Annotated in this window: 25 protein-coding genes; 13 read left to right on the top strand and 12 right to left on the bottom strand. The window is 61.5% G+C overall.

What is annotated here, in order from left to right; translation table 11 throughout:
* The first annotated feature begins 45 nt into the window (after window positions 1–45).
* Both xerC and ACMFWR_RS27360 read left to right on the top strand, forming a co-directional pair.
* The gene (gene xerC / locus ACMFWR_RS27365) at window positions 46–1,032 is read left to right on the top strand and encodes a tyrosine recombinase XerC (RefSeq protein WP_413195515.1); all 987 of its coding nucleotides are present in this window, start codon (window positions 46–48) and stop codon (window positions 1,030–1,032) included.
* Window positions 1,029–1,718, top strand: coding sequence for a YceI family protein (locus ACMFWR_RS27360; RefSeq protein WP_413195514.1), 690 nt, complete (start codon window positions 1,029–1,031; stop codon window positions 1,716–1,718). Before xerC ends, ACMFWR_RS27360 begins: the two co-directional genes overlap by 4 nt.
* A 106-nt stretch (window positions 1,719–1,824) precedes the next feature.
* On the opposite strand, the gene ACMFWR_RS27355 is transcribed toward ACMFWR_RS27360, so the two are convergent.
* Window positions 1,825–2,082: a hypothetical protein gene (locus ACMFWR_RS27355; RefSeq protein WP_413195513.1), complete on the bottom strand. Its 258-nt coding sequence runs from the start codon at window positions 2,080–2,082 to the stop codon at window positions 1,825–1,827.
* Between the two features lie 176 nt (window positions 2,083–2,258).
* Window positions 2,259–3,170, bottom strand: a complete 912-nt coding sequence (locus ACMFWR_RS27350) for a LysR substrate-binding domain-containing protein (RefSeq protein ID WP_413195512.1) — start codon at window positions 3,168–3,170, stop codon at window positions 2,259–2,261.
* A 260-nt stretch (window positions 3,171–3,430) separates the two neighbouring features.
* On the opposite strand from ACMFWR_RS27350, the gene trpS reads away from it, so the two are divergent.
* A complete protein-coding gene (trpS, locus tag ACMFWR_RS27345; RefSeq protein ID WP_413195511.1) occupies window positions 3,431–4,462 on the top strand; it encodes a tryptophan--tRNA ligase in 1,032 nt (343 codons plus the stop codon).
* Window positions 4,463–4,783: 321 nt separating this feature from the next.
* Here trpS and ACMFWR_RS27340 read toward each other — a convergent pair whose 3' ends face one another.
* Window positions 4,784–5,068, bottom strand: coding sequence for a DNA-binding protein (locus tag ACMFWR_RS27340; protein WP_413195510.1), 285 nt, complete (start codon window positions 5,066–5,068; stop codon window positions 4,784–4,786).
* Between the two features lie 700 nt (window positions 5,069–5,768).
* On the opposite strand from ACMFWR_RS27340, the gene ACMFWR_RS27335 reads away from it, so the two are divergent.
* The 3 genes from ACMFWR_RS27335 (at window position 5,769) to ACMFWR_RS27325 (ending at window position 7,667) form a co-directional block, all read left to right on the top strand.
* The gene (locus ACMFWR_RS27335) at window positions 5,769–6,329 is read left to right on the top strand and encodes a TIGR00645 family protein (protein WP_413195509.1); all 561 of its coding nucleotides are present in this window, start codon (window positions 5,769–5,771) and stop codon (window positions 6,327–6,329) included.
* 162 nt (window positions 6,330–6,491) lie between these two features.
* Window positions 6,492–6,959 (top strand): MarR family winged helix-turn-helix transcriptional regulator, encoded by a 468-nt coding sequence (locus ACMFWR_RS27330; RefSeq protein WP_413195508.1) that lies wholly within the window; start codon window positions 6,492–6,494, stop codon window positions 6,957–6,959.
* A 282-nt stretch (window positions 6,960–7,241) separates the two neighbouring features.
* Entirely contained in the window at window positions 7,242–7,667 is a 426-nt protein-coding gene (locus tag ACMFWR_RS27325) for an organic hydroperoxide resistance protein (protein WP_413195507.1), read from the top strand.
* A 94-nt stretch (window positions 7,668–7,761) separates the two neighbouring features.
* Here the strand turns inward: ACMFWR_RS27325 and ACMFWR_RS27320 are convergent, their stop codons facing one another.
* Both ACMFWR_RS27320 and ACMFWR_RS27315 read right to left on the bottom strand, forming a co-directional pair.
* Entirely contained in the window at window positions 7,762–8,667 is a 906-nt protein-coding gene (locus tag ACMFWR_RS27320; RefSeq protein ID WP_413195506.1) for a DMT family transporter, read from the bottom strand.
* A complete protein-coding gene (locus ACMFWR_RS27315) occupies window positions 8,664–9,023 on the bottom strand; it encodes a hypothetical protein (RefSeq protein ID WP_413195505.1) in 360 nt (119 codons plus the stop codon). Before ACMFWR_RS27315 ends, ACMFWR_RS27320 begins: the two co-directional genes overlap by 4 nt.
* Window positions 9,024–9,463: 440 nt before the next feature.
* On the opposite strand from ACMFWR_RS27315, the gene ACMFWR_RS27310 reads away from it, so the two are divergent.
* Together ACMFWR_RS27310 and ACMFWR_RS27305 are read left to right on the top strand one after the other, a co-directional pair.
* Entirely contained in the window at window positions 9,464–9,892 is a 429-nt protein-coding gene (locus ACMFWR_RS27310) for a hypothetical protein (RefSeq protein ID WP_413195504.1), read from the top strand.
* 69 nt (window positions 9,893–9,961) lie between these two features.
* The gene (locus tag ACMFWR_RS27305) at window positions 9,962–12,127 is read left to right on the top strand and encodes a phosphocholine-specific phospholipase C (RefSeq protein WP_413195503.1); all 2,166 of its coding nucleotides are present in this window, start codon (window positions 9,962–9,964) and stop codon (window positions 12,125–12,127) included.
* Window positions 12,128–12,375: 248 nt separating this feature from the next.
* On the opposite strand, the gene ACMFWR_RS27300 is transcribed toward ACMFWR_RS27305, so the two are convergent.
* Both ACMFWR_RS27300 and ACMFWR_RS27295 read right to left on the bottom strand, forming a co-directional pair.
* Window positions 12,376–14,577, bottom strand: a complete 2,202-nt coding sequence (locus ACMFWR_RS27300; RefSeq protein ID WP_413195502.1) for a S46 family peptidase — start codon at window positions 14,575–14,577, stop codon at window positions 12,376–12,378.
* Between the two features lie 165 nt (window positions 14,578–14,742).
* Window positions 14,743–16,131 carry an ROK family protein gene (locus ACMFWR_RS27295; protein ID WP_413195501.1) on the bottom strand — a complete coding sequence of 463 codons (1,389 nt, stop codon included), beginning with the start codon at window positions 16,129–16,131 and terminating at the stop codon, window positions 14,743–14,745.
* Window positions 16,132–16,407: 276 nt separating this feature from the next.
* On the opposite strand from ACMFWR_RS27295, the gene ACMFWR_RS27290 reads away from it, so the two are divergent.
* The 3 genes from ACMFWR_RS27290 to ACMFWR_RS27280 all read left to right on the top strand — a co-directional run bounded on the left by ACMFWR_RS27290 (window position 16,408) and on the right by ACMFWR_RS27280 (window position 18,656).
* Window positions 16,408–17,289, top strand: a complete 882-nt coding sequence (locus tag ACMFWR_RS27290; protein WP_413195500.1) for a sugar phosphate isomerase/epimerase family protein — start codon at window positions 16,408–16,410, stop codon at window positions 17,287–17,289.
* A 156-nt stretch (window positions 17,290–17,445) separates the two neighbouring features.
* Entirely contained in the window at window positions 17,446–18,063 is a 618-nt protein-coding gene (locus tag ACMFWR_RS27285; protein ID WP_413195499.1) for a nucleoside/nucleotide kinase family protein, read from the top strand.
* Between the two features lie 167 nt (window positions 18,064–18,230).
* Window positions 18,231–18,656 carry an OsmC family protein gene (locus ACMFWR_RS27280; RefSeq protein WP_413195498.1) on the top strand — a complete coding sequence of 142 codons (426 nt, stop codon included), beginning with the start codon at window positions 18,231–18,233 and terminating at the stop codon, window positions 18,654–18,656.
* 71 nt (window positions 18,657–18,727) lie between these two features.
* On the opposite strand, the gene ACMFWR_RS27275 is transcribed toward ACMFWR_RS27280, so the two are convergent.
* Together ACMFWR_RS27275 and ACMFWR_RS27270 are read right to left on the bottom strand one after the other, a co-directional pair.
* A complete protein-coding gene (locus ACMFWR_RS27275) occupies window positions 18,728–19,699 on the bottom strand; it encodes an oxidoreductase (protein WP_413195497.1) in 972 nt (323 codons plus the stop codon).
* Window positions 19,700–19,778: 79 nt separating this feature from the next.
* Complete coding sequence (locus tag ACMFWR_RS27270; RefSeq protein ID WP_413195496.1) at window positions 19,779–20,846, bottom strand: zinc-binding dehydrogenase; 1,068 nt, start codon at window positions 20,844–20,846, stop codon at window positions 19,779–19,781.
* Window positions 20,847–20,973: 127 nt separating this feature from the next.
* Here ACMFWR_RS27270 and ACMFWR_RS27265 point away from each other — a divergent pair, with 127 nt between their 5' ends.
* Both ACMFWR_RS27265 and ACMFWR_RS27260 read left to right on the top strand, forming a co-directional pair.
* A complete protein-coding gene (locus ACMFWR_RS27265) occupies window positions 20,974–21,954 on the top strand; it encodes a cupin domain-containing protein (protein WP_413195495.1) in 981 nt (326 codons plus the stop codon).
* A gap of 193 nt (window positions 21,955–22,147) precedes the next feature.
* Window positions 22,148–22,330: a hypothetical protein gene (locus ACMFWR_RS27260; protein WP_413195494.1), complete on the top strand. Its 183-nt coding sequence runs from the start codon at window positions 22,148–22,150 to the stop codon at window positions 22,328–22,330.
* 135 nt (window positions 22,331–22,465) lie between these two features.
* Here ACMFWR_RS27260 and ACMFWR_RS27255 read toward each other — a convergent pair whose 3' ends face one another.
* From ACMFWR_RS27255 to ACMFWR_RS27245, 3 genes are all read right to left on the bottom strand, one after another.
* Window positions 22,466–23,422: an NAD-dependent epimerase/dehydratase family protein gene (locus ACMFWR_RS27255; RefSeq protein WP_413195493.1), complete on the bottom strand. Its 957-nt coding sequence runs from the start codon at window positions 23,420–23,422 to the stop codon at window positions 22,466–22,468.
* A 441-nt stretch (window positions 23,423–23,863) separates the two neighbouring features.
* Window positions 23,864–24,499 carry a LysE family translocator gene (locus ACMFWR_RS27250; protein WP_413195492.1) on the bottom strand — a complete coding sequence of 212 codons (636 nt, stop codon included), beginning with the start codon at window positions 24,497–24,499 and terminating at the stop codon, window positions 23,864–23,866.
* Window positions 24,500–24,712: 213 nt separating this feature from the next.
* Window positions 24,713–26,467, bottom strand: a complete 1,755-nt coding sequence (locus tag ACMFWR_RS27245; RefSeq protein WP_413195491.1) for a methyl-accepting chemotaxis protein — start codon at window positions 26,465–26,467, stop codon at window positions 24,713–24,715.
* Between the last annotated feature and the right edge of the window lie 195 nt (window positions 26,468–26,662).

The following is a 26,662-nucleotide window of genomic DNA, read 5'->3' as shown; positions in this document are numbered from 1 at the left end:
GTGCAGCCTGGAGCGAACCGTCCAGGCTGCAATAGAATCGTTGTGATGACACCCCTCTCCCCTGCGCGCCCCGTGCCGTCAGCCACCGATCTGTTCGACCAGCGTAACGACGACTGGGCCCGCGACCCACGCCGCGCCTTTGACGCATGGCTCGTCAAGCAGGCATTCCGGCGTTCGTCGGCCGAAGTCTATCAGGCGCAGTGGAACCACTTCGTCGACTGGCTCGATTTGCAGCGCCGCACCCTCGGCAATACGGATTCCGGGCTCGTCGGTCAGTTTCTCGACAGCCTGTCCACACGCAAGCAGCAACGCACGCGGTATTTACGGCTGATCGAGCGTGTTTACGATCACCTCGCTAAACAACAACCCGAACTCCCCAACCCTGCACGCGGTGCGGCCGTCAAACCTGCGCCGGACACCGGTTGGCAGATGGCCCATGCCAACGAGCCGACCGGATTTCTGGCGCCGGACGAACGCAACGCGCTCGAGGCGCGCATGCGGGCGCCCTTGCCGCGCAGCCCCGGTGCGCGCTGGCGCGAGCTGCGTGACCGGGCGCTCGTCGGCGTCTTTCTCGGTGCGGGGCTGAAGACGGGTGAGGCGCAAACGCTGCCCGAGCGCTACCTTTCCCGCGCAGACGGGTGGCTGCTCGTCGACAACGTCGACCCGAGGCTCACACGGCGCACGCGCCCCGAGCCGTTCGCAAAAGCCGCGTTCGATGCCTGGTTGCGCGTGCGCGCCGAGATGGCTACGCGCGGCGCGCTGGCGTTTCCGTCGGGTGTCGACGGGCGGCCCATGCACAAGGCCACGGTGTTGCGGGCCATCGACGCCCAGGTCGAGGAGGCGGGCCTGACGGGGTCGAGAACGAAACGTGCTAGCCCTCAGACGCTACGCAACTCGTTCGCCGCCCGGCTGTTCGAGGTCGGCGAATCGCCCGAACTGGTCGCGGAATGGCTGGGTATGGAACAGCTCGAGTCCGCCGTGCGTTTACAGACTCAATGGCGCGCATGGCAGCGCAACGAGGCCAACGAATGAATGTCTTCCGACCGACTTTTCTCCGACCCGCCCGGACCTTTTTGACGCTGGCAACGCTGATTGTCGCGCTCGGCGGATGCACCGCCGCGCGTGTCGTCACGCATACCGTCGATACGCAATTTGCCCAGGCGCCCGCAGGCACCTATCAGATGGATGCGGACCACTGGAGCATCGTGTTCGACGTCGAGCACCTCAAGTACTCGCGCTTCGTCATGCGATTTGACCGGGCCAAGGCGACGCTTCAGCTCGATCCGAATGCGCCGGATCACAGCTCGGTCAAGGCGACCATCGATGCGACGAGTCTCGATACCAACGTCAAGGCGCTCGACAAGATCGTCTCGGGTTCGAGCATGCTCGATGTGACGACGTGGCCGACGATTACGTTCGAGTCGACGGGTTTTCAGCTGACGGGGCCGGGTGCCGGCAAGCTAACGGGCAACCTGACGATTCGTGGCAAGTCGGCGCCGGTCACGCTCGATGTCGTGTTCCATGGCGCGGCGCCGAACCCCCTGACGCATGCGCCGACGGTCGGCTTTGCCGCGACAGGCACCTTCAGCCGCTCGGCGTTCGGCCTGTCGACGTGGTATCCGGCCGTGGGTGACGATATCCACGTGCAGATCCAGGCCGAATTCGAACAGCCGGCACCGGGCCAGGCCACGCCTGCCAGTGCGCCGGCAGGCAGTTAGCCCGCGGAGTAGCACGCCTGCCAGCCACTCAGGCAGGCGGCCAAGTTCAGGACAGCGCTTGGGCTCGGGCCTGGGTTGAGGCTCACGCCCGAGCCGGGTTCAAGCCTTACTGAGCCGGCGTTTTTGGCGCCTTGCAGGCGACGAGCAAGCCGCGGCCGCTGCTGTCGTCGCGTCGGTCGATCACGTCGAACGTGCCCGACGGGCAGAGCGCCTGCGCGCGCTGCTGACACAGATTCCAGTCGGCGCCCGTGCAATCGACCATCGTCGTCTGGCGCCCATCCGAGGTAAAGAGCGGATAAGGCGAACTGCATGCCGCGAGCGTGCTCAACGCCGCGACCGTTGCGAGCCACTGGGTGACCTTCATTGTTGTGTGAATCCGAGGTGAGTTGGCACGCATGGTAGCGTGAGAGCGCATCGTGCAATAGTCGAATGAAATGAACGAGTTTTGCGCGCGACAGTGAACGACAATCGTCCGCCTGCGGTCGACCCCTACGAGATGCGTCGTGCGGGATGCGGGATGCAAGCGCCGGGAGGCAAGCTTCACCGGGTCTTGATCGTCGCTCCGTCCGGGGCGATCCGATCGCTTAAAAAGTCGAGAAACGCGCGGATCCGCGCGGCGATCTGGGTGTTGCGATAGTAGACCGCGTGAATCGACTGCCGCACCTCGACGGTGTCGCGCGCAAGTACCTGTACAAGCTCACCTGCGCGGCGGTCGGCATGCGTCATGAAGTCCGACAAACACACGACGCCCGCATCGGCGAGCGCGAGTTGCCGCAATGTCTCCCCGCTCGATGCCGTGATGTCGGGCTCGATGTCGAGATGTTCGCCGCGCGGGTGCCTCAAGGGCCACTGATTCAGAATGGCCGGCTGTGTAAAACCCAGTAATGTGTGGCGCGACAAATCGGTGACGCTTTTCACACGGCCGTGCGCTGCGAGATACGCCGGACTCGCGAGCACGCGCAAGCGGCTCGTTGCAATCGGCCGTGCGTGGAGCGTCGAATCGCGCAGTGCGCCGATCCGAATCGCGACATCGGTGCGATGTTCGATGAGATCGATGATCTCGTCGCTCGTATTGAGTTCGAGGGCAATGTCGGGATACTGTTCGCGAAACGCGGCAACGAGCGGCACGATCACATGCAGCATGAACGGCGACGCAGCGTTCACACGCAGCGGGCCCGCCGGTGTCTGACGGCGGGCCGCCATCTGGTCTTCGGCGTCTTCGACCGACTCGAGAATGGCGCGCGCCCTGACGAGGAACAGACGCCCCTCGTCAGTGAGCTCGAGCCGGCGCGTCGTGCGACGCAACAGCGTCGTGTCGAGCTTTTCCTCGAGCCGCGCAAGCGCGCGGCTGACGCCCGACGCGGTTTGCGCGAGTGCGTTGGCCGCCGCCGTCACGGAGCCCGTATCGACGACAGTGACAAAAGCGAGCAATTCGTCAAGCGTGGTCTTCATGGCGCGCATGGTATCCAATGTTGGGCCCCTGCGCGCAGGGCGCCTTGCATACGCAAAGTTGTCACCGCCCGCGCTTTCATGGCATGCTCGCGGGATGAATCTGACGCCCGATACCCCGAATCCCTATTGGTGGCGCTCCTGACGGAGCGGCGCGTCGTTACATCTGAATCACGACTCTGTCCGCTGCATTCCGGCTGACAGGGTGCGCGCGGAGCGCCCGGGCCAAGCGAAGTGCAGCGGTTTTCAAAGGAAAATCGCGTATGTCTCAAGCTTCGCAACCGGCACAACAACCCGTGATCCTGACGGGCGATCGCCCGACCGGTCCGCTTCACCTGGGTCACTACGTCGGCTCGCTTCGCAGCCGCGTCGAACTCCAGCACACGCACCGCCAGCACGTCCTGCTTGCCGACACGCAAGCGATGACCGACAACGCGCATGACCCGGACAAGGTTCGCCGCAATGTGCTCGAAGTCGCGCTCGACTATCTCGCCGTCGGAATTGATCCTGCGCTGACGACGATTGCGGTGCAATCGCATCTGCCCGCGCTGGCCGAGCTCACGCTGCTGTACCTGAACTTCGTCACGGTCGCGCGCCTCGAGCGCAATCCGACGATCAAGGAAGAGATCCATGCGCGCGGCTTTGGCCGCGATATTCCCGCGGGCTTTCTGTGCTACCCCGTCGCGCAGGCCGCCGATATCACTGGCTTCAAGGCTCACGTCGTTCCGGTCGGGGAAGACCAGGCTCCGCTGATCGAGCAGACCAACGAAATCGTGCGTCGGATCAATCGCCAGGTCGGCGCCGAGTTGCTGCCCGAAGCGCAAGCGCTGATTCCGGAGATGGGCCGGCTGCCCGGCATCGACGGCAAGGCGAAGATGAGCAAGTCGCTCGGCAATTCGATACCGCTGGGATCGAGCGCGGATGACATTCGCAATGCCGTCAAGATGATGTACACGGACCCCAACCATCTGAAGGTATCGGATCCGGGCACCGTCGAAGGCAACGTCGTGTTCACCTATCTCGACGTGTTCGATCCGCGCAAGGAAGAAGTCGAAGCGCTGAAGGATCACTATCGTCGCGGTGGCCTCGGCGACATGGTGATCAAGCGCCGTCTCGAAGAAGTGCTGCAAAACCTGCTTGCGCCGATCCGCGAACGCCGTGCTGAACTCGCTGCGCAGCCCGACTATGTGTTCGGCATTCTGCGAGAAGGCACACGCAAATCGGCGGACATTACGCAAGCGACGCTCGACGAAGTGCGTCGCGCGTTGGGCACGTTCTCGTTCGACAAGGCCTGAACATCGAATGGCGAGGCGGTCACGCCTTGCCGCCTTCGCGGCATATCACGCCCGCCATATCACGCCTGAGATATGGCTGCGCGATGTTGCGAAACATGCGAAGGCCCCGGGCACCGCTCAAACAGGGTGCTCGGACTCGAGGAAACGCCAGGGAAGATCAGTCCGACCGAATTCGCTAAACAGTCATCGAATTCGGGAAACGTCGCGACACCACACTGATACCGCACACCTTCGGCGCTATCCGCATCAACCGCCTGACTCGCGGGCTAAAGCCGCCACGCACCCAGGCAAGTACACATCAGCGCAACCCGGCGTTTTTTACTAACGCTTGAAAAAGTCGGGTGACTGCCCTGCACGCACCGCGCGCAACAGCCATTCAGGCATCGGGCCCGCACCGTCCCACGAATTACCCGACGCATCCGCATATTGCACGACACCCGGTGTCGGCTTGGGCATCGCCTGCGCCAACACGGATTTCGGCAAAGCGGGGTCGACTTCGGGCTCGGCTTCTTCTTCAGCGGGCATCAGATGTTCGGCGGTGACGCCGTATTCATCCATTCGCCGCAGGATGTACTTGATAATGCGCTCGCGCACCAGTTCGTCCATGATGCTCCTTCATTCATGCCATGCTTCACTGGATGGCTTCATTGTATCGAGTCACTCGAACTCGACAAAGTTCTGGACAACCGCAAGAAGCGGTTCACTTACTTCCAATCACACAGCGATACGTTTTGTCTGACACGAATCGCTCAATCATTTCGCTGAACTTGACGTTGGACGCGACGCGCCGCGCGTGCGATTCCGCGCGCTCGCTTCGGTGCGGTCAATTCGTCGCGGTTGCAATAGACAGCCCTTTCAATCGCATCCGGCGCTAGCGCTCAGACGCGCGTTTGCACGATCGGTTCGCAAGGCACGGAAATGCCGGCTCACGGATTGTTGGTCGCCGCATGGCCAGATGGCCGGCGTCCTCAATCGCCTCTGAATTCGAAGGTCCCAAAAAACACCCGGAAATGGCGCCGCGCCGATTAAGCGAGTTGTCCAATTGGACAGCTCTTTCATGATGGATCATGCGGCGTTTGCACGAGTTATCCAAAACCCCGTATTTCAAATTATTTGAACCTTGTGCCCCGTACGTCAGTCAATCTTTCAACTTGTTTACAATACGCCATGTTTCAAGCGGCGCTCATTGTGTTCAAAGAATCGCCGCCTATGCTGACGACTCTTGTGTCCGAAACGTCCTGCACGCGGTATCCGCTTTGACGCCAGCGCGCTGAACCTTTCGTCTGAATATCCCACTTCACTACTTATGTCCGCCATCGCCCCGAAACCGAGATCGCAAGGCCACCGTGCATTGCCCACGATCATCTTCATGTCGCGCTGGCTGCAGGTCCCGCTCTATCTGGGCCTGATCGTCGCGCAGGCGCTTTATGTTTTCCTGTTTCTGAAGGAAGTCTGGCACCTGACCGTGACAATCGGCACGTTGAACGAAACGACGATCATGCTCGCCGTACTCGGACTCATCGACGTCGTGATGATTTCGAACTTGCTGATCATGGTAATCATCGGCGGATACGAGACGTTCGTCTCGCGACTCGGCATCGAAGGCCATCCCGATGAACCCGAGTGGCTCGATCACGTCAACGCCGGGGTGCTCAAGGTCAAGCTGTCGATGGCGCTGATCAGCATTTCATCGATTCACCTGCTCAAGACCTTTATCGATGCCGACAATCGTAGCAGCACGTCGATCATGTGGCAGGTCGCAATTCACCTCGCCTTTCTCATCTCGGCCGTCGCGATGGCCTGGGTCGACCGGATCACTTCTCACGGACCGACGGGGCCGCAACACGACACTGACCATTCGAACTGACCAGTTATTGTCGCGCATCATAAATCGTTATGCAGCCCCTTTGTGCATTTTCGGGGCTGCAGACGTCACCGACTCACGCCGCCGATCGTGAGTCCCCACGTCGTCAGCACACACACAAAATATCGCTTGCTATTACATCGTGTGCGATCTAATATCCTTTCCATGAAACAGCAAGCCAGCACCCCGACGATCGATCCGAAGTCATCTCTGCTGCTCGATCAGCAGATTTGCTTCGCGCTGTACTCGACATCGCTCGCGATGACGAAGATCTATCGCAAGGTGTTGACTGAGCTCGGTCTGACGTACCCCCAGTATCTCGTTATGATGGTGCTGTGGGAAAAGGACGAGGTCACGGTTTCGGAAATCGGCGAACGCCTGTTTCTCGATTCCGCCACGCTGACGCCGTTGCTCAAACGCATCGAGGCACTCGACTTGATTGCACGTACGCGTGCCGTCAAAGACGAACGCCAGGTGATCGTGACGTTGACGAGCGCGGGCAAGAAGTTGCGCAAGCAGGCCGAGAGCATTCCCGTCTCGATTCTGTGCGCAACGGGTTGTGAGCCGGCTGAACTGATGGAAATCAAGAACAGCCTCGCCAAGCTTCGAAGCAAGCTCATCGATGCAAGTTGATGGGCGTATGCGCCGGGCGGTCTGATGTCGGCGAGCAGGTCGAAACACGCTGCAACGCATTCGCTGCATAACGTGTATGGAGTCTGCGCACGATGCAACGCTGTCCGAAGCAAGCAGGACTGCAGGAACGGCTGGATGATGACCCGACGGCGATGTCGTTGGTGAAACGGTAGAAATATCGCTCGCGATTTAATCGCTTGCGTTGTTAGTTGGATGCACGGGCGCGTACTGTGCTCGCTCGTAGACGCGTTACCCCTAACCTGACCACTGGAGTTTAAGAAAATGGCACTCGAACAAGTTCTCTATACCGCTCATGCAAAGTCGACCGGCGGCCGTGACGGCCGTTCGGTTTCGTCGGATGGCATCCTCGACCTGAAGCTCGAAACGCCGAAGGAACTCGGCGGCGCCGGCAAGGAAGGCACGAACCCTGAGCAACTGTTCGCTGCCGGCTACTCGGCTTGCTTCATCGGTGCCATCAAGTTTGTCGGCGCACGCGACAAGATTGCGGTCCCTGCTGACGCATCGATCGATGCAAGCGTGGGCATCGGCCCGATCCCCAATGGCTTCGGCATTCAGGTCGAACTCAAGGTGTCGCTGCCGGGCGTCGATCGCGCTGTCGCTGAAGACCTCGTGAAGAAGGCACATATCGTGTGCCCGTATTCGAACGCGACGCGTGGCAACATCGACGTGAACCTGGTCGTAGTCTAAGCGCCTCAAACACAGAGGGCCGATACCCAGCGTTGGGGTATCGGCCCTTTTGTCTTTGCGTCTTTCTGTCTTTGCGTCGTTCCGTCTTAACGACTCAACACGCGTTGGCAGAATCCACCGAACTCCGCGCCGCATTGCGCTGCGCATCGTAGATGAAGTGTCCGATCACTGCGCCGATGATCAGCGTACCGCCGATGATGGCCGCCGTCGCCGGGGCCTCTCCGTACGCAACCCAGATCCACATCGGCCCGAGCGCAGTCTCGAGCAAGAGAAACAATCCCACGGCTGAAGCCGGCACGAAGCGCGTGCTCAACGACAGCAAGCCCATGGCGATCGGCATCACGATCGCCCCTTCGGTCACGAGCCACAACCAACCGTAACCGGTGATCGCGTGCACTTCGGCAAACAACGACGGCTGCATCACGCTGACGACGATCGAGGCGACCGCACCACCGAGCGATGGCAAGCCCAGCGTGCCGCCTTTGACACGCCCCGAGAATACGAGCGCCAGCCCCATCGACACCGCGGTGCCAAGCGCATAGGCATCGGCGGTCCATGAGTTGCCTGCACCGCCGTTCACCACGACGATCACGACACCCAGCATGCCCACCGCAGCCGCCGTTAATAGTGGCCACTCCGCCCGCTCGCCATGCAGCACCCACGCGAACAAGGCCGCCATAAAGGGCGTCGACGCGATGATGACAAGCACCATCGCAACCGGTCCGAGCAGCAAAGCCTGAACAAACGTGATCGCCGAGGCCGCGTACCACAGCACCGCCATCGAATTGTCACGCGTGAGCCATGGCCGCCCGAGCATCGCGCGCAGTCGCGGCACAGCGACATACAGCACCGCCAGCACAAGCCACATCAACGCGCCGCGCAGCGCCACCAGCAACCACCCGTCATCAATTCGCATCGAGCGGATCAGCAGCGCATCGCTGCTGATCAACAACCCTGCCGCGATACCGATCAGGTTGCCTTTTGCGTGCTCATTTTTCATTGCTTCGACGCAGGCGGCGTCGCGTGCGTGGCGTAGTCTTCCCAGCGACCCTTGCAGAGCGCAAAACCGACCTGCCACCCTTGCAGATAGTCCGAGTCGGGGCGTTGTGGCGAATCCTTGTAGAACGCGTAGTCCATATTGCCGGCCGACTTGTAGCCCGTCGCGCAACCGTCGACGTGGCCATCGATATAGCCTGCGGAAAAACCCTTGTTCTGCAGCGAAGCACGGTCCGCCTTGAGTTCAGGCGGGTCGACGTCGTTGGTCCACTTGGCAAACTGGGACGGAACGGTGCACGCGGCGAGGCCGCTCAGAAGCGAGACAACGAGAACACGACGAAGAGCAGTAGCAGTGCGCATACGGAACGGCATGGTGAGCAGGATCCCTGTGTGTATTCCGTGACATGGATCGCACATTGTATTCGTTCCGCGCAACGGAACCCGAACCGTCGTTTTCCGCCGTGCGACCGCCTCTTCCGCCTCGCGACTTTCTGACCCTACCACCCGTGTCCCAAACGCTACGAAAGCACGACGTAAGCACACCTACACACACGCGACACGCCTGGCACATTTTGCTGACCACCACGCGCACCGCAACGCCGCCTGCGTAGCTTCTACCGCGGCCGTGCTCAATAAATGCAACCTGCAAACACCGACGACACAAATCGATAGTGTGTACGCGCGACTCGAACACTTGTTATTCATGACAACTGTCCAACCGTCTATGCGTATATCCGGTTTCATCAAATTGACTCGCCTGCTCTCCATGATGTCGGCACACAAAGCAGCAGGGGACAACAATGAAAATGTCTATACCGCTGTGTGCCGCGATCATCGTATCCGGCGCACTCGCGGGCTGTGGCGATGGTGCGTCCAATTCCGCGACGGTGTCGAGCACACAAGGTGACACCGCGGCGCAATTGCCCGCACAGCCGGCCGCGAACACTACGGGCGTGAACACGCCGCGCATCTCGCTTGATGTCACTCCGGCACCGTCGTCCGTGCCACCCGTTTCCGATCCGCGTTCCGCCCTGGCGACCAACGCACCGATCGATCCGCCGTCGCCCCCGACGGCCATGTCTCCGGGCGTTGTCGCGAGCGTCGATCCATCGCCGCTCGTGTCGCGCCCGGCGAACTACACCGTGTTTGCCGCGCAGTCCGCGGACGACCCGGAAGTGCAGGTCCAACCCGTCGTTCACTACGCCCCGGAATCATCGGATAGCCAGTGATCGCCGGGCTGTTGCGCAGCCCTTGCAATCCCCCACACATCCAATCGATCTCTCACGAGAGGGTTACTCATGTCTTCAAAATTTGACCGTCGTCGCTTCCTCAAGACGACAGCCTCGTCCGCCGGCGCCGCTGCAGCGCTGACGGTGATGCCGGAATCGATCCGTCGCGCGCTCGCCATCCCCGCGAACAACAAGACGGGCACGATTCGCGACGTCGAGCACATCGTCGTGTTCATGCAGGAAAACCGCTCGTTCGACCACTACTACGGTCACCTGCGCGGCGTTCGCGGCTACAACGATCGCCTCCCGATCACGCTGCCGAACGGCAACCCGGTGTGGTTCCAGCCGTCGAAGGAAAGCGCCACGACGCCGGTGCTGCCGTTCCGTCTCAACACGCAGACGACGAGCGCCATGTGCGTGGGCGATCTCGACCACAACTGGTACCCGACGCACTACGCGATCAACGGCGGCAAGTACGATTCGTGGCCCGCGAACAAGACGGACATGACCATGGGCTACTACGTCCGTGACGACATTCCGTTCCACTACGCATTGGCCGATGCGTTCACGATCTGCGACAACTACTTCTGCTCGCTGCCGGGCCCGACACACCCGAACCGTATGTACCTGATGACGGGTTGGGTCGACTCGACGGGTCAATACGGCGGCCCGCTGCTCGACAACAACGATCCGGTCGACGGCGACAATCCGCCGAACTGGGGCGCGCTGACGTGGGAAACGTATCCGGAACGCCTGCAAAAGGCCGGCATTTCGTGGCAGGTCTATCAGCAAGGCGTGAACGGCAACGACGCGACGAACGGCAACTACGGCACGAACATGCTGCCGAACTTCACGCAGTTCATCAACGCCGCTGCTGATTCGCCGCTCACGCTGCGTGGCAATTCGGTTCGCACGCTGGTGCAGCTCAAGCAAGACGTGATGGACAACAAGCTGCCGCAAGTGTCGTGGATCTGCCCGCCGGCCATCTACTCGGAACACCCGAAGTACACGCCGGCCTACGGTGCAGAGTGGACGTCGCAGATTCTCGACGCGCTGACGTCGAACCCGGAAGTCTGGAGCAAGACGGTTCTGTTCATCATGTATGACGAGAACGACGGCTTCTTCGACCACGTCGTGCCGCCGCAACCGCCGCTGTCGTCGACGCAAGGCGCATCGACGGTCGCTTACCAGGACGAAATCCACACGGTCGTCAACCCGCTTCGTCAAGGCAAGTACACGGACGACGGCCTGCCGTACGGCCTTGGCCCGCGCGTTCCGATGACGGTCGTCTCGCCGTGGAGCAAGGGCGGTTTCGTGAACTCGCAAGTGTTCGACCACACGTCGGTGATCCGCTTCATCGAAGCGCGTTTCGGCGTCAATGAGCCGAACATCTCGAACTGGCGTCGTACGGTGACGGGCGACCTGCTGTCGACGTTCGACTTCCGCACGCCGGACGTGAGCTTCCCGACGCTGCCGGATACGAGCGGCTATATCGCTGCATCCCAGGCATCGTGCCTGCTGCCCGCACCGACGGTCCCGGCTACGCCGAGCACGTCGACCATCGAAGCCCAGGAAGCCGGTATCCGTCGCGCGCGTCCGATTCCGTATGAACTCCATGCGAACGGCCACGAAAACGACAACAAGCAAGAGTTCGTGATCCACCTCGCCAACACGGGTGATCAGGGCGCGCACTTCTACATCTACTCGACCAACCGCACCGACGGTCCGTGGAGCTACACGGTCGGCGCCGGCAAGAGCCTCAAGGCCGAGTTCGATGTGTCGAGCACGAACGGCACGTACAACTTCACGGTCCATGGCCCGAACGGCTTCTTCCGTGAATTCAACGGCACGATCGACGCGAACACGGACAAGCGCCAGAAGACGGCACAACCTGAACTGAAGGTCGGCTACGACGTTGCCAACGGCAACCTGTACCTGACGCTGACGAACAAGGGTCGCGCTTCGGTCAAGCTCTCGGTGGTCGACAACGCGTACGGCGCTGCCGCACGTCACTTCAGCCTGCCGTCGGAAGGCTACCTCGAAGCCCCGTGGCAGCTGCAGACCAGCTACCACTGGTACGACCTCACGGTCACGGACGGCAACGGCTTCTCGCGCCGCGTCGCCGGCCACGTCGAGAACGGCAAGGCCAGCTACTCGGATCCGGCCGCTACGGCACCGGTGACGACGGCGGTCGCGTCGGCTGAAGTCGCGCCGCAAGCCACGCAGCTCGTCTAAAGCTTCAAAAAGAAAAACGGGGCCATCGCAGGTCGATGGCCCCGCTCGAAAGGTTTTGTCGGCCGGCGCAAGCCGGCCTTTTTGTTGCTGCTACGAAGTGAGTGCGACGGCGCTTGTGTCACGACCCTTGTACTACGGCGCTTGTGTCTCGACGTTATCGCCGCAACGTCGATACGTCATTGCCTCGGTGACACTACCGCCGTGTCACAACCACCGTATCGCTGCAACTTCGTTACTCTGTCACTGCGTCATTGTTGCGCCGGCTCGACGTCCATTTCCTTGAGCAGGTTGTCGGCGTGGTCGAGGTGATGCATGACCCACAGCATGTACCGCACATCGACGCTGATCGTACGCGTCGTATCCGGGTCGAACAGCCAGCCCGAACTCACGCCTTCCCACACGCCATCGAATGCCAGCCCAACCAGATGACCATCCTTGTCGAGCGTCGGCGAACCCGAATTACCGCCCGTGATGTCCAGATTCGAGAGGAAGTTGACCGGCAGCGTACCGAGCTTCGGTGACGCGTAACCGTCGTACGCCTTGTCGTGGATTGCCTTCATTTCGGCCGGCGGCACATTGAACGGCTCCGTGCCCGTGTTCTTCTGTGCAACGCCTTCTGCCGTCGTGAACGGCGTATACGTCACGCCGTCGCGCGGCTGATAGCCTTCGACCGTACCGAACGTCACGCGCAGCGAGCTGTTCGCATCCGGATAGACGGGCTTGCCCTTCGCCCCATAGAACGCGGTCATCGCCGCCATATAACGCGGACGCAAGGCCGCGAAGTCACCCGCGATGCCTTTGTTGCGGTGTTCATCGGCGAGCAGGTCCGGCATCACGGCAACCATGAACTTGAGCCAGCTGTCGTTGCTCGCGCGAATTTCATCGGGCGTCGCGCTGAGCCATTTGACGCGCGTCGCCGTGTCGGTAAGCTTCGAGTCGAGATACAACTCCGCGACGCGATCCTGCAGCGTCTTGCGATCGTTCGCGCCCGCGAGCCACTTGTCGAGCGACGGCATGCGCTGGTCGGCCGGCAGCTTCACATAGCGTTGAAGCACATAAACCATCAGCTGCTGGTCGAGCGCCGGATCCATCTGGCGTTCGAGGCGTTGTTCGGCGTTGAGCACACGGACTTCGTCGCGCTGCTGGTAACCATCCTCGCGATCGATGTCGGCCTTCTGCTTCTCGTCGGCGAGCCGCACGATCTGATAGGTCGCATGGAACATGCCGCCGCGGCCAAGCAGGTTGTAGACGAGATCGTGCTCACGCTGCTTGACCTGGTCGTCGACCAGCGCACGCAGGCGCTTGACGTCGGTTTCGAGCGCAGGACCGTTGACCTTGCTGCCTTCGCCGACAGACTGGTGCGAGAGCCATTGATCGAGCGATGCCTCCTGAGCGCGCTTGGTCTCGAGCGCGTGACTGCGCGCAAGGCCATCGAGGTTGCCCTGGAAGTTCTTCATCGCGTTGTTGATGCCCGCGACGCTCGCTGCGTATTTGACCGCGACATCGGGGTTGGCCTTGCCCGCCGCGTCGATCATCGCGAGTTCATCGGTGAAGATCGCGATCAGCGTCGGGTAGTACCAGTCGATCGAGCTTTGCAGCTCATCGGCGAGACGGTAGCGGTCCGTATGGCCCGGGTAGCCTGCGACCATAACGAAGTCACCCGCTTCCACACCCTTCGGATTGAGCGTCAGGATGTGCTTCGGGTGATAAGGAACGTTGTCCTTCGAGAAGGTCGCCGACGTGCCGTCCTTTGCGACGTAGGCGCGCAGATAGCTGAAGTCGCCGGTATGGCGCGGCCACATCCAGTTGTCGACATCGCCGCCGAACTTGCCGATCGCGAGCGGCGGCGCGTAGACGAGGCGCACGTCCTTGATTTCGCGCTGTTTGATCAGCTGATAGCTGAAGCCGCCGCTGAACGTGTATACGTCGCAGCGATAGCCTGGCTGCTCACACCCCTGCACGAGCTGCTTCTTTGCGTGATCGATGGCCATATAGCGTGCGTAGCCATCCATGCCGGGCTTCACCGCTTCATTGACGCGCGCCGTCACGTCGCTGATCTGCTCGGTCACATAGACGCGCTGCGTCGGATCGGCCGGTAGTTCTTCCTGCTGCGTATGCGCAAGAAAACCCTCGTTGATCAGATTCTTTTGCGCCGTCGAGTTGTACTGCAGCGCACCGTAGCCACAGTGGTGGTTCGTGACGATCAGCCCGTCGGGCGACACGAACGATGCCGTGCAGAAGCCCAGGCTCACGATCGCATCCATCGGATACGACGTCAGGTTGGACAGCGTGTTCGGATCGAGTGCGAGACCCCGTGCCTTGAGCGTCGAGGTCAGTGCGGGAAGCTGGGAAGGTTGCCACATGCCTTCGTCGGCATGGGCAAGACCGGCTGAGACAGCGGCGAAGGCCACGATCCCGGTGGTCGCGAGAGCAGGTCGAAAACGGCGCATCAGGTCCTCTTCTTATACAAGCTTCGACGAACTGGCGGGTCGCCAGACGCCCCTTTTGCGGGCCCGGTCAGGCCGCGGCAAGGCTTGTACTATACCTGCGCACATTTGCTCGTCTGAAAAAACGGGCGTTTTAAGTGTGCTCGCCGTGGTTACGCAGTCGAAGGCTTAAGCCGGCTGCCCAATCGCTGCATCAACGACGCTAGGCGCAAACAGCGCATCGCTGACAAGATGCGCCGCCCCGAGCAAACCTGCATCCGCGCCCAGCACGCTGTTGACGATCTGCACGTGCCGCGTGGCTAGCGGCAGCGAACGCCGATAAACCGTCTCGCGCACGGCCGCGAGCATATCGCTCTGGCGCGTGCCGAGCTCGCCACCCAGGACGACGAGCGACGGGTTGAGCAGACTCACGGCCATTGCGATCGTCTCGCCCAGCAAGCGCCCGGCATTCTGCATCTGCTCGACTGCTTCGCGTACGCCGCGCTGCGCGAGGTCCGCCGCATCGCGAGCGGTCTGCGCCGCATGGCCTGATTCGTTGAGATGCCTGCAGATCGCCCATCCCGCGGCATAGGCCTCAAGACATCCATAGTTGCCGCATCGGCACAACTTCGGCTCGCCGGGCACCAGATGCCCGACATACAAGTGACCGAGGTCGCCCGCGCCGCCGTGCGCACCGCGCTGCAACGCGTGGTTCATGATCATGCCCGCGCCGATCCCGGTGCTGACTTTGACGAACAGCATGTGCGACGTGTCGCTCCAGCCAGCGCGATGCTCGCCGAGTGCCATCAGGTTCACATCCTTGTCGACGAGCACCGGGCACGTATAGCAGCGCGACGCAAAGAAGTCGGCGACGCGATAACCGTCCCATCCCGTCATGATCGGCGGACGCACGACACGCCCTTCGGCGAATTCCACAGGCCCCGGCACGCCGATGCCGATGCCCTTGACGCGAGCGGCCGACTGGCCGGCTTTCTTGAGCAATGTCTCGAACAACGACGCGACGCGCCCGAGCACACGCTCAGGGCCGAGCGCGACATCGATCGCATCGTGCTCTCGCACAAGCACCGTGCCGTGCATATCTGCCACGGCGAGATGCATGTTCGCCGCCCCGATTGCGGCGAGCAACATCACGCCAGCGTAAGGATTGATCTGAAACGAGCCTGGCGGCCTGCCGCCGGTCGACGATTCGGCCGCCGCAGGCGCGATATAACCCGCGGCGAGCAGCGCATCGAGCCGCAGTGCAACCGTGGAGCGCGAAAGACCCGTGACCTGCATGATCTGCGTACGTGTCACTGCGCTGCCCGAACGGATCAGCCCGAGCACGGCACCCGCGCCGTTCGGATTCGGCACGGCTTGCTGGGCACGCGCGATCTGCGCGCTCGCGTCACTCTTCGCGAACGCGTCCGGGGCAGCGGCTAACGACGCTGAAGATGACGCTACGGATGCCGAAACCGCACTCGACGCGTCGACGCCGCGTTCCCCATTGGCATTCCGCGTCGTCCGGCTCGTGCGCGTGCGCACTTCGTCGTCGCGCGCTGATTCCGCCTGCTCGTCCATCCGTTCTCCGTCCGTCCCGATCGTCTGCGCATCGTGCGCCGCCCGATTGTATCGAAAGCTGTCCCACATATGCGTTATTTTCGTTGACTTTTGCGTAGTGACTACGCAATACTCGCTTCCAACAACCCGAAGGGCGCCGATGAGGTGTCGAATCGGGCACGCACGAACACAGACGCTTCTGAGCCGGATCCACCGGCCCAGGCGCATCACGAGGCAAACACCGGGCAACGACAGGCCGATCCACGGCCTGCGGCACCCGATCCGGAGGAGACATCGATGAATCCGTTGGGCATTCACGCACTGGTCTGGGCGGGCGATCTCGCGCCCGAGTCGGCACGCAAGGTCGTCGAGAGCAGCAAAGCCGCAGGCTTCGACCTCGTCGAACTGTCGCTGCATGACCCCAAGACGCTCGAAGTCGCGCAAACGCGCAAGCTGCTCGAAGCCAATCAGCTTCAGGTCGGCTGCTCCCGCGGCCTCGCCTTCAGTGCGGATGTATCGAGTGAAGACCCCGCCTGCGTATCGCGCGGCGTCGCGTTGCTCGAAGAAGCCGTCTCGTTGACACAGGCGCTCGGCGGCACGTATTTCGGCGGCGTGCCGTATAGCGCGCTTGGCAAATACAATCATCCGCTGACCGAAGGCGGACGACGCAACGTCGTTGCCTCGCTCAAGCGCCTGGCGACGTTTGCCAAGCTGCGCGGCGTGACGGTGGGCATTGAAGTCGTCAACCGCTACGAAAGCAACGTCATCAATACGGCGCGTCAGGCGCTGAAGCTGATCGACGATGTGGGCGCGGACAATATGGTCGTCCACCTCGACACGTATCACATGAATATCGAAGAGGTCGACTTCGTCAAACCGGTACTCGAATGCGGCGACCGGCTCGGCTATGTGCACATCGGTGAAAGCCACCGCGGCTACCTCGGCTCGGGCACCATCGATTTCACGAGCTTCTTTCATGCGCTCGCGCAGATCGACTATCGCGGCCCGATCACGTTCGAGAGCTTCTCGTCGGCCGTCGTCGCACAGGGCTTGTCGAACGATCTCGCGGTCTGGCGCAACCTCTGGCAAGACGGCATGGATCTCGCAACGCATGCGCTCGGATTTATTCGCGCGCAAGCCAAGGGCGCGGGCCTGGGCGTGACCGATCGCGCGTATTGATGCGCATTGCGGCCGTCGCTGAACAGCCGTGATCAGCGACATCCGTCCGATCGCAAAACCGGCGACACGCACCTTGCCCGGGATCGCGCCAAGCGTACTAGTGCGCGTTGCTACGCCCCGGTGATAGCATCACATCCGTGCCTAATCGTTTCCGCCATGATTGCTGATTCTTATATCGAGCGCGTCGAGAACCTGATCGCGAGCGGAGGCCGCCGCATTCTCGGCATCACCGGCGCCCCGGGCGCCGGCAAGTCGACGCTCGCAGAAGAACTTGCCAAGGCCTTGCCGGGCCGGGCTGTCGTCGTTCCGATGGATGGCTATCACCTCGCCAACATCGAACTCGAGCGCCTGGGCCGCGCCTCGCGCAAGGGTGCGGAAGATACGTTCGACAGCGCGGGCTATGCAGCCCTGTTGCGCCGCCTGCGCGAGCAACGCCCTGACGAGACCGTCTATGCGCCGGTGTTCCGCCGCGAAATCGAAGAGCCGATCGCGAACGCAATTCCGGTCTTGCCCGACGTGCCGCTCGTGATCACAGAAGGCAACTATCTGCTGCTTGATCGAGGTCATTGGGCGAAGGTCCGCGGATTGCTCGACGAGGCGTGGTACGTCGATGTCGATCCGACGTTGCGGCAAACGCGCCTCGTTGCGCGCCATATTGCATTCGGGCGCGACGAACAGGCCGCCCGCAACTGGGTCGCCAGCACCGACGAGCCGAACGCCGTGCTGATCGATTCGACGCGCGCGCGCGCGAATGTGCTGTTTCAGTGGGCGTAAGCGGCGCCTGACGTCAGGCACGCGCATGGCTACCTCTGCAGGTGTCACACGTCGCGCGTAGGCTAAGCACGTTTGCGTTTCCGCCTTGCTGAACGACAGCGGCACGGACCGCATACGTGCATCCACCGCGCCCGCGCGCGTTGACCTCAACCTCAAGGAGAGTTCGGATGAAAAAGACGGCATCGGCAGTCTGGCATGGCGGCTTCAAGGACGGCAAAGGCGCGATCTCGACACAAACAGGCGTGCTGAAGGACGCGCCCTACGGCGTCGCAGCACGATTTGAAAACGGCCCGGGGACCAACCCGGAAGAACTGGTCGGCGCCGCACATGCAGGCTGCTTCACGATGGCCCTGTCGCTCGTGCTCGGCGAAGCGGGCATGGTGGCCGAATCGATTGAAACGCGTGCCGACGTCACGCTCGAAAAAGTCGGCGAAGGTTTCTCGATCACCGGCATCCACCTCGACGTGACCGCCAAGATCCCCGGTGCCGACGCCGCAAAGTTCGAGACCGCAGCCAATGCGGCCAAGGCCAATTGCCCGGTATCGAAGGCACTGGCCGGCACGAAGATCACGATGGATGCGCGGTTGGGTTAACGCGCCGCCTGATCGGCAAGCAAGCGGGCTCCAGCTTTCCACCCGCTTGGCTTGCCAACCAAGCTCACGCCTCAAACGAACGCAACGCCCGTCATCGCCTCACTCGCCAACCAGAGCCTGCGTGCGTCATCGGGATCGATTGCCCATGGAAGCACGCCATTGAGTGGCTTATAGTCGGCAGGCACGGCTTGCGCGACGTTGATGTCCTCGCAATACACGCCGCCCTTCCCTTCCAGCAATGGACTCGTTGCGCACCAAACAGTGGTCGCAGCGCCTTGGCCGATCGATTTATAGAACTTGCGCTGGTCCTCGGGTATCTGCCCATTCGTGTCACGAAAACCTTGCTTTTGAAGCTCTTCCAGCGTGATGTGGCGCTGCAAATCAGTTTCGATGCGCCCAGGATGGACCGCGAAGGCTCGCACACCATGGGGTTTGCCGAACGCGTCGAGTGCGACCGTAAACAACACGCCCGCGGTCTTCGACTGTCCATAGGCTCCCCACTTGTCATAGTCGCGTCGCTCATAGTGGAGATCGTCGAAGTCGATCGCCGCGCGACGATGGGCTCCCGACGATAGCGTGACAACGCGAGCGGTCCGGGCCCGCGTCAGTGCAGGCCATAGCCGAGCGGTCAACTCGAACGGTCCCAAGTGGTTCGCCGAGAGATGCATTTCGTAACCGCGAGCGTCGCGCGTCAGCGGGAGCGCCATCACGCCCGCGTTGTTGATCAGCAAATCGAGCGGTCGATGGGTCGCGAGAAATTGGTTGGCGAAGGCCTCGATGGATGCAGGGTCAATCAGATCGAGTGGCGCGAGTTCGACTCGGTCTATGCCATCCAGCGCCATGCGCGCCTTGTCGAGCGAACGCGCTGGAACGATGACCGACGCACCCGCGCCCGCCAGCGCGCGTGTCGTCTCAAGACCGATACCCGAATATCCGCCGCTCACGATGGCGATCTTTCCGCGCAGATCGATCCCCTTGATCACATCTGCGGCGCTGTGGCTTAAGTCGAAACCCGAGTCGATCGGGGTTTGCGGTGTCAACATGCATGCTTCTCCAGAATTCCAGCGTACCGGCGCGGCGGTCAGTACGAGTGACTCGTTTAAAAGTTGCAGCTCCGGCGAATCACGGCCTGACGACCACGTATTCGAGGTTGCCCGCGTCGCTCGCTGCATGCATTGCCTGATCCAGTGCAGCCAGAGCGAATTCGCGCGGCGTCAATGCGTGGATGTCGAGCAAGCCAGAACGAACGAGCGCGAGCAGACGCTGATACGCGTTTGCCGGATACATGAACTGCCCAAGAATCTCGAGACTGTTGAGCATGACTGTCGTGTAAGGAATCGGCAGGTCCGTCGCCATGCTGCCCATGAGCACGAGGCGTCCGCCTCTGCGAAGGCTATGCAGCGCGGCGAGCGTCGCGTTCGGATCGTTTGCCTGCCCGACCATATCGAACGCCACCGGCACGCCGCCCCCCGCGGCCGTGCGCAATGCTTCGGCGTCCCGCTGAACATCGCCGCTGAGTGCGACAGTGGATACGCGAGGTCCTGCCACGCGAGCCAGCGCATCGAGCGATGACTGGTTGCGCCCGGTCGCGACGACTCGCGCCGCACCCATGGCGATCGCGACGAGCACGGCCGCGCTGCCGTAGGCCCCTGTTGCGCCGGTCACAACAATCGTTTCTCCCGCCGTGAGACGCGCACGGAGCAGACCGCCGAACGGGATGACAAAGCGAGTGATGGCTGCGAGCTGCGCCGCATTGATATCTTCAAGACCATCAAGCGGCGTCACGACCTCGGCTGGCGCCAACGCGTATTCGCCGAGCGTGCCGTCGGGCCAATCGTGAAGCATCGGCGCTGCCCCCTCACTCCCCGTGAGCCCGATCAGGATCTGCGCTGGATCGTCGATCTGTTCACGCGCGACGAAATGCGACGACAACACGACACGTTGCCCCGGCTTGAGATGCCAGATATCCGGACCGATGGCGTCGATCACGCCGATGCCATTCGTCCCCGGTGTGAACGGAGCGGGAGGTGGGCGGTAGAACGGCAGTTTGCCCTCAACGTACGGCTTCAGATAAGACATCAGTACAGAAGCCTCGATTCGGACTCGCACACTACCCGCGCGCGGCACCGGCTTCGGCACGGTTTCGAACGCGAGGCAGCCTCCCATGCCGTCCAGGCGCCAGGCTTTCATTGTGGATTCGCTCATCGGGAAGCGTGAACCTCGCTGAATGTGGATCTTCCGTGCATTCTTGCGTTCGGAGGCCGTTGAGTCCATATTGACTCGTCCGCTTTTCCTATTCGCTCGTACGGAATCACCGATGGATCCGCTTTCCGATGTGTTCTCGCTCCTCAACGTGCGGGCCGTACTTTCCGCGCGACTCGAAGCCGCTGGCCCATGGGCCATGTGGTTTCCGCCGTATCAGCACATCAAGTTCGGCGGCGTCATCGAGGGTCCACGATGGGTCTGGATTGATGGCGTCACCGAGCCGATACAACTCGAGGAAGGTGACTTCTATCTGCTGACTGACGGGCAGCCGTATTGCTTCGCAAGCGATCTGGGTGCTGAACTGCTCGATGGCCACACCGTGTTCGCCAAGCACCAATGCGATGATGGCGTCGTGCGGTATGGTCGCGGGTCGCCCCGTACCGTTGGGACGGGTGGGCGCTTTGTCTTCGAAAGCGATCAACACAATTTGCTGCTTGATCTGTTACCACCAATCGTACATATAAAAGGCAATTCGCCGGTCGCGCATCCATTGCGCGCTGCGCTCGATCTCATCAGCTTTGAAACGGCAGCCAGGCGGCCGGGCACCAGTGCCATGGCGGGAAGCCTCGCGAATATCGTGCTGATTAATATCTTGCGCGCGTATTCCTCATCGGAAGCCCGTCCTGACGGGTGGCTCGGCGCGCTCAGCGATCCAAAGATCGGTCGGGCGCTTGAAGCCATACACAGCGACATCGCTCGCAGGTGGCGCGTCGAAGACCTGGCTTCATATGTCGGCATGTCGCGAACAACGTTCGCTGAACGATTCCGCGAGCGGGTCGGCACTCCGCCTCTCGAATACGTGACGAACTGGAGAATGGCCGTCGCCCGCAATGCCCTCGCGTCGGAGCAATGCCCACTAGCCACAATTGCCTCACGAATCGGCTACGAGTCCGAAACCGCGTTCGGACTCGCATTCAAGAAACGCTTCGGTGAAAGCCCGGGAAGGTATCGCGCGTCTCAGCGGCATGAGTTCAGGCACCGTCAAGGCGACGTGCCCGAGGTCACGATGCGCGAAGCGCAGTCAGAGATGTAAGCGTTCTTCGCACCTGGCAGTCGACGTTCCTCGTCATGCTCTGCCCGGGACCGCTGAGAGAACATCGAACACATCGCGCGAAAGTCACTCACAACACCGTCAAAAGAGATCGAATCGTGCAATCGACGGACAGTCGCGTTCAATATCTTCGCGATATGTTTAGCCGATCAAGACATCGACCCGGGAGAATCAAATGAATGATATTGAGAAGGCACGATTCTTGGCCCAATTCGAATTAGCAAAAGAAGACGTTGCAAAATGGCCGACGTGGATGAAAGAAGCCTCGAATTTAGTCTCGGCTTCGCTTCCGCAACGAGGGGTATCGGAAAACAATGGCGTCACCGCGGAAAGGCGAAAGCGAGATTCGAAGCAGTGAGTCGAAAGTCGTAGAGACTGAAGTGACGCCCAACTAGCGGGGCGTCACTTAAGAAAAGAGTCAGATGGTTGCTATATCGTTCTCAACCAAACGCACCTTCACGAAGCGCGTGGCTCTGCATGCGTGCTTTGGAATTTACCGCGTCACCTGCCCATCCTTCATCAGCCACGTCACCGCTTCCTCCACGGCTTGCAGCGATGTGTAACGGGGCGAGTAACCGATAACGCGGCGCGCCTTGTCGATCGAGCAGTTCGGGCTGCGTGCGATATGTTCCCAGGTCGCCTCCGCGTCTTTCGGATCCTGGCCCTTGGCCCATTCATCGAACGGCAGGAATTCAAGCTTCGGTTCGTGACCGAACCAGCGTGACATCGATTCGGCGTAGCCGCGCAGGGTCACTGCGCCAGCGGACACCGAGTGGAAGGCCTCACCGACCGATGCGCTCCAGTTCGCGATCGCGCCCATGAACATCTGTGCGACGTCGTCGGCGTGCACGTGGTGCACGGTCTCGAGCCCGAAGTTCGGCAATTGAAGCGTGTCGCCGCGCGCGAGTGTGGAATACACGGCCGGATTGAAGTTGCCCGCCGGATTCAGCGGGATCCAGCCCGGACCGACGATATGACCCGGGTGAATCAGTGTCGAAGGAAATCCCTGTGTGCGGGCTTGTTCCAGCAGATAGGCTTCGATCGCTGCTTTCTGCGTGCCGTATTCGCCGAAGGGCCGCTTCGGTGCTTCCTCGGGTGTCGGGACGACGGTCGGGTAGCCATGCGTCCAGATCGTGCCCGTATGGAGAAAGTGTCCGACATGCCCCTTCAAGGCTTCGACCAGCTGTTTCGCGCTGTCGAGCGTGAAGCAGATCTTGTCGATCACGATGTCGGCCTTGATCTCGCGGATCGCCTCGCCAAAGCGCCCGTCGCGCTCCATCGCCTCACGATCCATCTGCCGCTGATCGACGTCGGCCCAGGCCCGATTCTCGGTATAAGGCTTGGCCTTGCCGCGGCTCACCGTAATCACTTGATGTCCTGCTTCGACCAGTCTCGGCACAAGGTATGTGCCAACGTGTCCCGTCGCTCCAATCACCAATACGCGCGCCATATCACTCTCGCTGTCTCTCGTTGTGTGTCGTTGTCGTGTTTCGCTGTCTTGCGGAATTCATGGGTCCGGTCTGCGCCGGAGCCCCTCAGCCTGCGCGCCCTCGAAGGGAAACGCACCGGCAGCGGGCCGTGCTCCCGATCGGGAAGCGCGGCGAGGGCATGCTTAGCTAACGTATCCGCCCTATTCGAGCCGCATCACGTCAGGCTGTGGAGGCGACAGGAGGCTACGTCGTCCTCTTGAGCCTACCCTTATATATCAGAATAGCCCGGCGAAATCGTGACGCACGTCACAGATTGCAGGGTGTTCATGCGTGCTCATATCGGACGTGGGTGCCACAAACGAAAAGGGCGGATCGTCTGGATCCGCCCGTGGATGGCCTTTTGATGACCCTGGAGTCGCGCTTCGACGCACTCCTGGGGTCGCAGCGAGAAAAATCGAAGGCTAAATTCCGACTCGGTGCGCCGTCACGATGAGACGCAGTCCAAGCGCGGCAATCGCCCCCGCTGCGATCCGGTCGATCCACGCCTTGGCTCGCAGGTACAGCGCACGCGGCTTGCTGGTTGAGAAACCCAATGCGACAACCGTGTACCAGCCTGCCTCGATCGTGAAGATGGCGGGCGGCAACACGAAGTACGACCAGGTCGGCGGGTGCTGAGGCAGCAACGCCGCGAAGATACTGCCGTAGAACACGGCGGTCTTGGGGTTGCTGAGCTGCGTGGAAAGACCGATCCAGAACGACTTGCGCACGTTGCCAGACCCGTGCTCCATATCGCCGACGCTCAGCGGCTGCTTGGCGCCACGCCAGATCCGGTAGGCGATGTAGATCAGATACACGCCGCCCGCGACCTTCAGTGAGACGTACAGCCAGCTGACCGCGGCGAGGAGTGAATAGAGACCGACGAGCGCCACGCCGCTGAAGAACACGCCGCCTACGCCCATGCCGAGCGCGGTGGCCAGACCGTCGCGCCGCGACAGTCCGATCGAGTGGCGCGCCACGATCAGGAAGCTCGGTCCCGGGCTCATGGCCCCGACGAGCAACGTCGCAAGGATGGTGAAAATGGCAGTCGATGCATTCATGGTGGCCTCGATCAAGGATTCACGAGGCGTCACCTTAACACCGATCAAAACCGAGTTTCCGTACGCGCCGTCAGCAGCGCTCTGGAGGTCGCAGTGCACGAAGGCCTCAACAAGCCCTTTGGGGGCCACGTTGAGGCCTTCGAACCGAAACCCCAAACCCTGGGGTGCCTGAGCCTGAGCCTGAGCCTGAGCCCTAGCCCTTAGCCCGGCTTATTAGAACGTCTGCCAGTTGTCGTCGCCACCGCCTTCAACGGCGAGTGCAGGTGCGCGATCGACTGCAGCTGCACGCGGTGCGGCAGCCGGGCGGCGCGGTGCTTCGCTGCGGGCCGGCGTCTTGCGGGCGGCAGGCGCGGGTTTCGATACAACCGGCTTCGCTGCGACAGGCTTCGCCATCGTCGGCATCGCCGTACGCGGTGCATCGCCACCGTCCTTGACCCGGAATACGGACACGGCCGTCTTCAGGTTATTGGCCTGTTCTTCGAGCGACTGCGCTGCAGCAGCAGCCTGCTCGACCAGCGCTGCGTTCTGCTGGGTGACGTTGTCCATCTGATTGATGGCCTGATTCACCTGCTCGATGCCCTTGCTTTGCTCATCGGACGCCGACGAGATTTCGCCCACGATATCGGCCACACGCTGAATCGCCTGCTTGACCTGATCCATCGTCGCACCGACTTCACCGGCTTGCTGCGAACCGTCGTGAATCATCGTGACGGATGTACCGATCAGGTCCTTGATTTCCTTGGCCGCCGAGGCCGAACGTTGTGCAAGGCTGCGCACTTCGCTCGCGACCACGGCGAAGCCGCGGCCCTGTTCGCCCGCACGGGCTGCTTCGACCGCCGCGTTCAGCGCCAGGATGTTGGTCTGGAACGCGATGCCTTCGATCAGGCCCGTGATGTCGGAGATCTTCGACGAGCTGTCGCTGATCTTGCCGATCGTATCGACCATCGCGCGAACCGCTTCGTTGCCGGTGGTCGCCATGTCCGTGGCATTCGCTGCCATCGAGTTCGCCTGACGCGCGTTCTCGGCGTTCTGGCGCACGGTTTCCGTGAGCTCGGTCATGCTCGACGCGGTCTCCTCGAGCGATGCGGCCTGCTCTTCCGTACGCGAGGAGAGATCGAGGTTGCCTGCCGCGATTTCACGCGAAGCATGCGTGACCGACTCCGTCGAACGCTTGATGCCGCGCACAGTGTCGCTCAACTGGCGATCCATTTTCTGCAGCGCGCCAAGCAGCACCGCGAATTCGTCACGTGAGGTGATTTCGATCTGATTGTCGAGGCGACCGTCAGCGATTTCGTTTGCGACTTCCAACGCCTTGTTCAGCGGCTGCGTGATCGCACGCATCAGGAACATCGCTGCGCCGGCGAGAATTGCACCACCGAGCACGACTAGCCCGATCGCAATCAGACGCAGCGTTCCGTACATCGATTCGCTGTCGGCGACATACTGCTTCGCTTCCTGAACGTTGATGGCTTCATCGTCCTGGAGACTCTTGATGACCACGTCGACGCTTTGCGAAGACTTGTCGACCGCTTCCGAGCCCTTGTCGAAGTTGCCTGCTTCGAACAGCGCGATCTGATCGTTCGTGTCTTTCGCGAATTGCGTCAGTCCCCCATCCGCGGCATCGGCAATGCGACGCTCGTCCGGATTCGACACCGACGCCGGATAGTACGTGTGCCACGTCTTGTCGATATGCGCGAGCGCGGTCTTGATGGCCGGTGCGAGTTGCGCGACCGCATCGGGCGTATGCGTGGCCTGTACGCGGCGCAGATCGAGGCGGACCATCAGCACGTCGGCGCGCACGTCGGAGATATTCGACAGCGGGAGAATGACTTCGCTATAAACGTTGGCGACGTTGTCGTTGACGCGCGACAAACCAAAGATGCCAAACACACCGATTGCGAGCGTGATCGCACCGCAGGCTGCCAACACGGCAATGATCTTGAACCGGATGGTCGAGAGAGAGTTCATGCGCAATTTCCTAAGGACATCTGAATCAACGCGCGGGACAAGCGGGCCTCGCGAATCACATAAGAGGCAACGGACGCGTGGAACTTCACCTCGTACTCAGGACTACGACCGCGAGTGGGGGTACTGAAGGGCCAAATCGAATTTTTTTGTGCTTGATTTGGCGAATTCCGTAAATGATCGTTTGCGGATTGCCAT

The organism is Pararobbsia alpina, from assembly GCF_965118125.1.
In the GTDB taxonomy this organism is placed as follows: Bacteria; Pseudomonadota; Gammaproteobacteria; order Burkholderiales; family Burkholderiaceae; genus Pararobbsia; species Pararobbsia alpina_A.
This window is presented reverse-complemented; position numbering and strand designations above follow the sequence as displayed.